The organism is Streptomyces sp. SID10853, assembly GCF_010548145.1.
In the GTDB taxonomy this organism is placed as follows: Bacteria; Actinomycetota; Actinomycetes; order Streptomycetales; family Streptomycetaceae; genus Streptomyces.
Window position 1 is genome coordinate 51,497 of record NZ_JAAGLN010000012.1, and the last position, 8,612, is coordinate 60,108.

The window sequence follows — 8,612 nt, forward strand, 5'->3', positions numbered from 1 at the left end:
CCGGGGCGGCCGGTCAGGCGGCGGAGCGCTCATCGGCCGGGCGGCGGCGCAGGGCGGCCCGCCCGACGGCAGGCGGGTTGTAGGCCATGTCCAGCGTCCCGACGTCGGTGCCCGGGGGCACGATGGCGTCGATCCGGTCGAGGATCTCGTCGCTCAGGGTGGTCCCGGCACCTGCGAGCAGGTCGTCCAGGTGGTTCATGGTGCGGGGGCCGATGATCGCCGACGTGACGCCGGGGTGGGATACCGCGAAGGCCGTCGCCAGATGGGTCAGCGGCATTCCCGCCTCGTCGGCGAGCGGGATGAGCTGCTCGACGGCATCGAGCCGCCGCTCGTCGACCAGGTGCTTGAAGCCGAAGCCGGACCGGTGGGTGTCGGCCTGCCGGCCCTTGCGGTAGCGGCCGCTGAGCATGCCGCCCGCGAGCGGACTCCAGACCAGGGCCCCCATCCCGTACCGCTCGCAGACGGGCAGCACCTCGCGCTCGATGCTCCGGTTGAGGATCGAGTACGGCGGCTGCTCGGTGCGGAACCGCTCCAGGCCGCGCCGCTCCGCGACCCACTGGGCCTCGACGATGTCCGACGCGGGAAAGGTGGAGCCGCCGATGGCCCTGACCTTGCCCGCGCGCATCAGGTCGGTGAGGGCCGAGAGGGTCTCCTCCACGTCGGTGTCCGGGTCGGGCCTGTGGACCTGGAAGAGGTCGACGTGGTCGGTCCCCAGCCGGCGCAGCGAGTCGTCGAGCGCGCGGACCAGCCAGCGACGGGAGTTGCCCCGCTGGTTGGGGTCGTCTCCCATCGGGAGGTGGGCCTTGGTGGCCAGTACGACGTTGTCGCGGCGCCCCTTGAGAGCCTTGCCGACGATCTCCTCGGACTCGCCGCGCGCGTAGGCGTCGGCGGTGTCGACGAAGTTGATGCCCGCGTCCAGCGCCTTGTGGATGATGCGGACCGAGTCGTCGTGGTCGGGGTTGCCCATGGCCCCGAACATCATCGCGCCCAGGCAGTAAGGGCTGACCTTGATGCCGGTCCGGCCCAGCGTGCGGTACTTCATGGTGTTCCTCCTGGGGTGGGACGTCCCGCCGCAGCGCGATACGCTGGCAGAAGCGGAACAACGTTCCACCATCACAATACGGAACGTTGTTCCGGTTGGCAAAAGGAGCCCTCATGACGGACGTCCCGACGACGGGAGACCAGCCCCGCCAGGCCGTGCGCGCCGACGCGCGGCGCAGCATCGACGCCCTGCTCACGGCAGCCGCTGAAGTGTTCTCCGCATCGGGCGTGGACGCCCCCGTCCGGCAGATCACCGCGAAGGCGGGAGTCGGCGCGGGCACCCTCTACCGGCACTTTCCGCAGCGCTCGGACCTCATCGCCGCCGTCTTCCGCAACGAGGTCGACGCCTGCGCCGCCGCAGCCCCCGTCCTCGCCGCCGAGCACGAACCGGTCGAGGCCCTGAGCCGGTGGCTGCAGCGCTTCGCCGGCTTCATCGCCACCAAGCGCGGACTGAGCGCCGCCCTACACTCGGGCGACCCGGCGTACGACAGCCTGCCGCCCTACTTCCAGCGGCGCTTCGAGCCCGCACTCGAAGCGCTCCTTGACCGTGCGGCGCGGGCCGGCGAGATCCGCTCCGACGCCGACGCCTGGGACCTGCTGCGCGCCATAGGCAACCTGACGCTGCCCGCCGGGGAGAACAACGACGGCCACACCCAGCGCATGATCGCCCTGCTGGTCGACGGGCTCCGCTACGGCACCCCGAAGGGCTGACGGCCGACGTCCACAGCTCCGCCGCTGCGCCGCGGCTAGCCGAACGTGAACGAGTACGCCTGGATACCCCCGGCGGGCCGGATCTCCACCGTGGCCCGGCGGGCGGTCTTCCCGTCCACGAGCCTGTAGAGCGTGGGAGCCCCGTGGACCCGCAGGGTCTTGGTGAGCTTGCCGTCGACGAGCACCTTCACGGGTCCGTTGCCCGCTTCGAAGGTGCCCGGAATCCGGATTGGCCCTGGCGCCGATGGAATATCACGGATGCGGCTCAGGTCATCAACGCAGCTGGTAAATATGAGGGATCCGGGGTGTGTCCCGCGCATCTGCCCCAAGTGCCGCAGAAGAGAACCGCTTTGGAGGTTCGACCAAGGTCCACGGGCACGGAACACGTCCGTCTTGGGTGGACGGCCAGAATCCGGAGCCGGGCATTTACACGCTCACCGCGCTTCCGCCACGGTGTGACACACCGTCAGTGGAGAGATCCGCTGCCCACGCCCGCACGGATGGAGGCCCTTCGATGACCGAAGTCCCCCCGCAGCAAGGCGACTTCACTGTCCCTGTCATCGATGTCGCGCGCTGGGCCGAGGGCGGCGCGTCAGTGCGCGCCGCCCTCGCGTCGGCCGTCGACGCCGCGGCCCGCACGGTTGGCTTCATGCAGATCACCGGCCACGGCATTCCCGCGGCCGCAGGACAGGACCTGGCCGACGCCATGGACGCGTTCTTCGCCCTCCCCAGGGCGGAGAAGAGCGCCCTGGTCGCCCCGCCGGAGATCAACCGGGGCTACACCCCGCCCCGTGCGGAGAAACTCAGTCTCAGCCTGGGGGTGACCTCGCCGGAGGACCTCTTCGAAGCGTTCAACGTCGGTGTCGACGGCACCGGGCACACCGGCGGCGCCCTGCCCGCCACACACTTCGCCGCGAACCGCTGGCCCGACCCCGGCCGTGTCCCGGGCTTCCGGACGGCCGTCGACACCTGGTTCCGGCACGCCGGAGGTCTGGCGCGGCTGCTGACCGGGGTGTTCGCCCACGCGCTGGGCCTCGACGAGGGCTTCTTCGGTCCGTACACCGACCACTCCGTCGACGTACTGCGTATGAACAACTACGCGCTGCCCGCGGGCGAGACCCACGTCGACCGGGGCCGGATGGGCATGGGCGCGCACACCGACTACGGCATCGTCACCGTGCTCTGGGCCGACCGGGCGCCCGGGCTCCAGATCCTCGGCGACGCCGGCCAGTGGCACGACGTACTGCCCGCCGAAGGCGCGCTGCTGGTCAACCTCGGTGATGCACTGGCCCGTTGGACCAATGACCAGTGGCGCTCCACGCTGCACCGGGTGCTGCCGCCGACCGACGCCGAGGGGCGGCTGGTGCGCCGCAGGTCCGCCGCGTACTTCCACGACGGCAACCACGACGCCGTGATCAGTCCGCTGCCGGGCTGCGTTCCCGCGGGCGCCGACCCGCTCTACCCGCCGGTCACCATCGGCGACCACATCACCGCCAAACTCGCGGGCTCTCGCGCACTGCGGCCGCACGAGGACGCGGCGCGCGAGAGTGCACGGCTGCTCGCCGCCGACGAATCCCCCCGCACCGGCGATCACTGACCGGCCCCCGGCAACGCGTGTCCTTCGCCCGCCCGCAAGCGGCCGAGGGCGAGGGGCCCCGCCTGGCCGCGCGCGGAGAGACCACCGCGCACGCGGAGACGCACCGCGCCCGGAGACTGTGGAGAGGTATGGAGAGGTCCCGTCCTGTGGAAGACACCTGCCCGCCCCCGCGCCACCCGGTCGACCAGCGCCCGGCGTGGGGCGCGCTCCTGCTGCTGGGCGCCCAGCATGTGCTGGTGATGTACACCGGATCCATCGCCGTCCCCCTGCTGTTCGGCGCCGCGACCCGGCTGCCGCACGCCACCGTGACCCTGCTCATCGACGCGGATCTGCTGGTGGCCGGGGTGGTGACGCTGTTGCAGAGCGTGGGGGTGGGCCGGGTCCTCGGTGTGCGGCTGCCGATCGTGGCCGGCGCGGGCTTCAGCGCCGTGGCGCCGATGATCCTCATCGCGCAGCAGTACGGGATGGCGGCGGTCTACGGGGCGATGCTGGCCGGCGGGGTGTTCGGAATGCTCGTCGCGGCGCCGTTCGCCCGTCTGGTGCGCTACTTCCCGCCGCTGGTCGGCGGCACCGTGATCACCGTCATCGGGCTGTCCCTGCTGGGGGTGGGCACCCAGATGGTGGCCGGGGACAACCCGTCTGCCCCCGGTTACGCGGCCCCCGTACGGCTGTTACTGGCCGGCGGGGTGCTCGCCCTGGTCGTGGCGGTGATGCGGATCTCGCGTGGCTTCCTCGGCCAGGTCGCCGTACTGGTGGGGATGGTGGCGGGCACCGTCGCAGCTGTCCTGCTCGGGCAGACCGACTTCTCGGAGGTGTCCCGGGCCCCCTGGGCCGGGCTGCCGGAGCCCTTCCACTTCGGGGCGCCGCACTTTCCGGTGGCCGCCGTGGTCTCGATGTGCGTGGTCATGCTGGTGATCTTCACGGAGTCGACCGCGAGCATGCTCGCGGTGGCGGAGATGACCGACCGGCCCCTGACCACCGGTGACCTCGCCCGCGGGCTGGCCGCCGACGGGCTGTCCGGGGTGATCGGCGGGGTCATGAACTCCTTCCCCGACACGGTCTTCGCGGAGAATCTCGGGCTGGTCGAGATGACCCGGGTGCGCAGCCGCTGGGTCACGGCCGCCGCCGGGGCCCTGCTGATCGTGCTCGGCTGCGTTCCCCGGCTCGGCTCCCTCGTCGCCTCGCTGCCCGACCCGGTGGTGGGCGCCGCCGCACTGGTCATGTTCGCCATGGTGGCCGGGGTCGGGATCCGTATCCTGCGCCATGTCGACTTCGACGGCACGTCGAACCTGCTGATCGTCGCCATCTCGCTGGTGGCCGGGATGGTCCCGGTCACCGCCCCGCACATCTACGACCGGCTGCCCGCCGGGGCGCGCATCATCTTCGGCAGCGCCATCACCTGCACCGCGGTCTGCGCCTTCGCGCTCAACCTGCTGTTCAACCACACCCCGCGACGGCGCACCGGGCAGCGGGCCGCGCCTTGAACAGCCACGCAGGAACGCCCCGGACCACCGAAGCACCGCAGCAGAGCAGCACCGAAGCAGAGCAGAACCGGAGCAGAGAGGAACAACCGTGCCCGTCGGCCGACTTGTCATCGAGAACTGCGCGCTCGCCACCATGGACGCGAGCGGCACCGAGTACACCTCCGGCCACGTCGTGGTCGCCGGTCACCGTATCGAGTCGGCCGGCCCCGGGCCCGCGCCCAAGGATCTGACGGACGTCGTCCGGCGGATCGACGGCGACGGGCATCTGCTGACTCCCGGTCTCGTCAACACCCACCACCACTTCTACCAGTGGATCACCCGTGGCCTCGCGCAGGACTGCAGTCTCTTCGACTGGCTGGTCAGCCTCTACCCCGTCTGGGCCCGGATCGACGAACCGATGGTGCACGCCGCGGCGCAGGGTTCGCTGGCGGCCCTGGCGCTGTCCGGGGTCACCACCACCGCCGACCACCACTACGTCTTCCCCCGCGGGGCCGGTGATCTGCTGGGCGCCGAGATCCGCGCCGCCGCCGGTATGGGCCTGCGGTTCTCGCCCACCCGCGGCTCCATGGACCGGGGCGCGTCGGACGGCGGGCTGCCGCCGGACTTCGCGGTGGAGAGCACGGAAGAGGCACTGCTCGCCACCGAGACGGCGATCGACCGCTGGCACGACCCGTCCCCCGCTTCCATGCTCCGCGTCGGCGTCGCGCCCTGCTCGCCCTTCTCGGTCTCGTCCGAGCTGCTGCGTTCGGCCGCAACCCTGGCCCGCGACAAGGGCGTCCGGCTGCACATCCACGGCAGTGAGACCCGCGAGGAGGAGGAGTACTGCATGCTGCGGTACGGCATGACGCCGACCGAGCTGCTGGAGTCCACCGGGTGGCTCGGCCCGGACGTGTGGATGGCCCACTGCATCCATATGTCCGACACCGACATCGCCCGCTTCGCCGACACCGGCACCGGTGTCGCGCACTGTCCGTCCTCCAACGCCCGGGTCGCTGCCGGTCTCGCCCGCGTCCCCGACCTGCTCGCGGCGGGTGTACCGGTGGGCCTTGGCGTGGACGGCTCCGCGTCCAACGAATGCGGGCAGCTCGGCGCCGAGCTGCGCAACGCACTCCTGATCAACCGTCTCGGTGACCACCGGGAGAAGGCCCTCACCGTCCGCCAGGCACTCCGGATGGGCACCATGGGCGGTGCGCGCGTACTGGGCCGGGAGGACGAGATCGGCTCGGTGGAGACCGGCAAGCTGGCGGACCTCGCGCTGTGGAAGCTGGACGGTCTGCTGCACTCCTCCATCGCCGACCCCATCGCGGCTCTCGTGCTGGGCGCTCCGGCCCCGCTTACGCTGTTGCTCGTCAACGGCGAGCCGGTCGTGGAGGACAGCCATCTCGTCACCGTCGACGAGGACGCCGTCGCCCGCGACACCCGCACTCAGGCGCGGCGGCTGGCCTCGCTGACCGGCGACCGATGAGTTCTTCCGTCCTGGCCGGTCATACCTGCGTTGTCGACACCACCACAGGAGAGAAGAAGTGACTCAGCTGCTGAAAGTCCAGAACTTCAACGTCTCGGCCGACGGGGTCGCAGCCGGTGCGGACCAGACCCTGGAGCGGCCCTTCGGCTTTGCCGAACCCGAGCGGCTGTTCTCCTGGGCGGGCGCCACGGCGAGCTGGCCGATGCGCACCGACTCCGGTGGGAGCCGGGGCCTGGACGACTACCTCACGCGGGACTTCGCGCACAACATCGGCGCCGAGATCATGGGGCGCAACAAGTTCGGCCCCCAGCGCGGTCCCTGGACCGACCTGGAGTGGCAGGGCTGGTGGGGCGATGAACCCCCGTTCCACACCCCGGTGTTCGTCCTGACCCACCACAAGCGTCCTTCGATCACACTCTCCGACACGACGTTCCACTTCGTCGACGACGACCCGGCCGCTGTCCTCCAGCAGGCGCGGGAGGCCGCACAGGGCAAGGACGTCAGGCTCGGCGGCGGAGTCACCACCATCAGGGAGTTCCTCGACGCCGGTCTCGTCGACACTCTGCATGTGGCCGTCTCGCCGCTGAAGCTCGGGGCGGGGCTGCGGCTCTGGGAGTCGCCCGACGAGCTGCTCGACCGGTTCCATCTGGACGTCGTACCCAGCCCGAGCGGCGTGACCCACCATCTGTTCTGGCGGAAGTGACGCGGGGTCACCTTGACGTCGCCTCAGCCGGTCCCGGTGAGGTGGGCGAAGACGACGACGTTGCCGAGGTAGTGCTGATGCTGCTTGTCGAAGCCGCCGCCGCAGGTGATCAGACGCAGCTCCGGCCGCGAAGCGGCTCCGTAGACCTTCTGGTCGGGGAAATCCTTCGCCGTGTAGACCTCGATGGCGTCGATGGTGAAGACGGCGGTCACCCCGTCGGTCCGTACGACCCGGACGGTGTTGCCCTTCTTCAGCGACCCCAGTCCGTAGAAGACGGCCGGGCCCTGCTGGTTGTCCACGTGGCCTGCGATGACGGCTGTGCCCTTCGCGCCGGGGCTGGTGCCGTCCTTGTACCAGCCGGCGAGGTTACGGGCGTTGTCCGGCGGGGCCGCGAGGCTGCCGTTCGGCTCCAGGGCCAGCGGCGTCAGCGGGGCGTCGACCCGGAGCGCGGGAATGCGCACACGCTCGGGTACGGAGGGCGGCAGCGGCGCGGGCGCGGGCGCGGCCGACCCGTCACCGGCGTACGGGCGGCCGGGGGCGGAGAAGCCCTGGGCGGCTCCGGGCTGCGGCGGCGGTTTCTGTATCAGCAGGCCGTTGCTGATCAGCGCGACCGCGAGACAGACCGCCATGGTGACGAGCATCGCGACGGTGCCACGGCGCAGGGTGCCGGTGGTCTCCGTCGGTGGCGGACGGACGCCGGCGGGGACGTTCGGGTCCACGGTTTGCCTGCCTGACGTACGGGCCGGAGCGCCGACGCCCCTTGTGCCCCGGGACAGCACCCGGGGCACAGGAGGGCGCGGCTGAATCCGGCGGGCGGACCCTGGTCAGGACTGGCGGTCGCCGCGGCGGCGCAGGAGCAGCGACCCGGCCGCGACAGCGGCGAGCAGGCCCGCGCCCAGCGCGACGTCCGTGCTGTTGACGCCCTGGCTGGTGCTGCCGCTGCCGGTGCGCATGGTGCCCGACGGCATCTTGGAGTCGGGGCAGATACGGGCGGCGTCCGAGGCCAGCGCGTTGGCGTTCGACTGGAGCTTGTCGAGGTTGTCCTGCTCGGCCTTGCCCGGGTGACCGCCCTGGGCGGTCTGGTCCTTGTAGTCCTTGAGCGCGGCCTGGTAATCCGCCTCGGCCTTCTGGGCGTCCGAGGTGGCCTTCGAACAGGCCGCGCTGGTCTGCGGAGCCTGCACCACGGCGGCGTGGGCCGAGGGAGCGGTCAGTACGACAGCCGCACCGAGAGCGGCCGTGCCCAGAAGCGCATGTATAGAACGCATGATCCAACCTTCCGTGAGTACGGATGCAGCACCTGTGCACCGCAGACGATCGAGTCCGTACTCACAGGTCCGATCACAACGCAGCCATCACCACGCGGCTCCCTGACCACCCATCAGGAGCATGCTCCTACTCCGCCGCCTGGCAGGCCGTCAGCTGGATCCTCGCAGGTCAGATTGGTACGCGGAGCCACCGCAGCACTCCGGCCGCAGCCCGGCCGAATGGGTGATCACCGCGGGCGCGACACGAGGCGGACCCGGGGCCCGGTGGCGGTGCCCCACCGGCGGAGGCCGTCGCCTGCCGTTGGGGTGCATTGCGGGCTGCCGGGTGGCGTGGCGCGGGCGCGGG

The 8,612-nt window shown here is 71.3% G+C and carries 9 protein-coding genes; 5 read left to right on the forward strand and 4 right to left on the reverse strand.

The features are described from left to right. Nucleotides 1-13: 13 nt before the first annotated feature. Entirely contained in the window at nucleotides 14-1,042 is a 1,029-nt protein-coding gene (locus G3I19_RS04960; RefSeq protein WP_164259862.1) for an aldo/keto reductase, read from the reverse strand. Between the two features lie 113 nt (nucleotides 1,043-1,155). Here G3I19_RS04960 and G3I19_RS04965 point away from each other — a divergent pair, with 113 nt between their 5' ends. Next, the gene (locus G3I19_RS04965) at nucleotides 1,156-1,752 is read left to right on the forward strand and encodes a TetR/AcrR family transcriptional regulator (protein ID WP_164259864.1); all 597 of its coding nucleotides are present in this window, start codon (nucleotides 1,156-1,158) and stop codon (nucleotides 1,750-1,752) included. A 35-nt stretch (nucleotides 1,753-1,787) separates the two neighbouring features. Here the strand turns inward: G3I19_RS04965 and G3I19_RS37265 are convergent, their stop codons facing one another. Continuing rightward, nucleotides 1,788-2,072: a hypothetical protein gene (locus G3I19_RS37265; protein ID WP_164259884.1), complete on the reverse strand. Its 285-nt coding sequence runs from the start codon at nucleotides 2,070-2,072 to the stop codon at nucleotides 1,788-1,790. A 194-nt stretch (nucleotides 2,073-2,266) separates the two neighbouring features. Between G3I19_RS37265 and G3I19_RS04975 the strand changes: the two genes are divergently transcribed. The 4 genes from G3I19_RS04975 to G3I19_RS04990 all read left to right on the forward strand — a co-directional run bounded on the left by G3I19_RS04975 (nucleotide 2,267) and on the right by G3I19_RS04990 (nucleotide 7,001). Continuing rightward, complete coding sequence (locus G3I19_RS04975) at nucleotides 2,267-3,349, forward strand: isopenicillin N synthase family oxygenase (protein ID WP_164259866.1); 1,083 nt, start codon at nucleotides 2,267-2,269, stop codon at nucleotides 3,347-3,349. 146 nt (nucleotides 3,350-3,495) lie between these two features. Next, nucleotides 3,496-4,833, forward strand: a complete 1,338-nt coding sequence (locus tag G3I19_RS04980) for a nucleobase:cation symporter-2 family protein (RefSeq protein ID WP_343234985.1) — start codon at nucleotides 3,496-3,498, stop codon at nucleotides 4,831-4,833. Nucleotides 4,834-4,921: 88 nt separating this feature from the next. Continuing rightward, nucleotides 4,922-6,298 (forward strand): 8-oxoguanine deaminase, encoded by a 1,377-nt coding sequence (locus G3I19_RS04985; protein ID WP_164259870.1) that lies wholly within the window; start codon nucleotides 4,922-4,924, stop codon nucleotides 6,296-6,298. Nucleotides 6,299-6,356: 58 nt separating this feature from the next. Next, nucleotides 6,357-7,001, forward strand: a complete 645-nt coding sequence (locus G3I19_RS04990) for a dihydrofolate reductase family protein (protein ID WP_164259873.1) — start codon at nucleotides 6,357-6,359, stop codon at nucleotides 6,999-7,001. A gap of 23 nt (nucleotides 7,002-7,024) precedes the next feature. On the opposite strand, the gene G3I19_RS04995 is transcribed toward G3I19_RS04990, so the two are convergent. Next, a complete protein-coding gene (locus tag G3I19_RS04995; RefSeq protein WP_239073977.1) occupies nucleotides 7,025-7,630 on the reverse strand; it encodes a class F sortase in 606 nt (201 codons plus the stop codon). A 195-nt stretch (nucleotides 7,631-7,825) separates the two neighbouring features. Further along, entirely contained in the window at nucleotides 7,826-8,266 is a 441-nt protein-coding gene (locus G3I19_RS05000; RefSeq protein WP_164259875.1) for a hypothetical protein, read from the reverse strand. Between the last annotated feature and the right edge of the window lie 346 nt (nucleotides 8,267-8,612).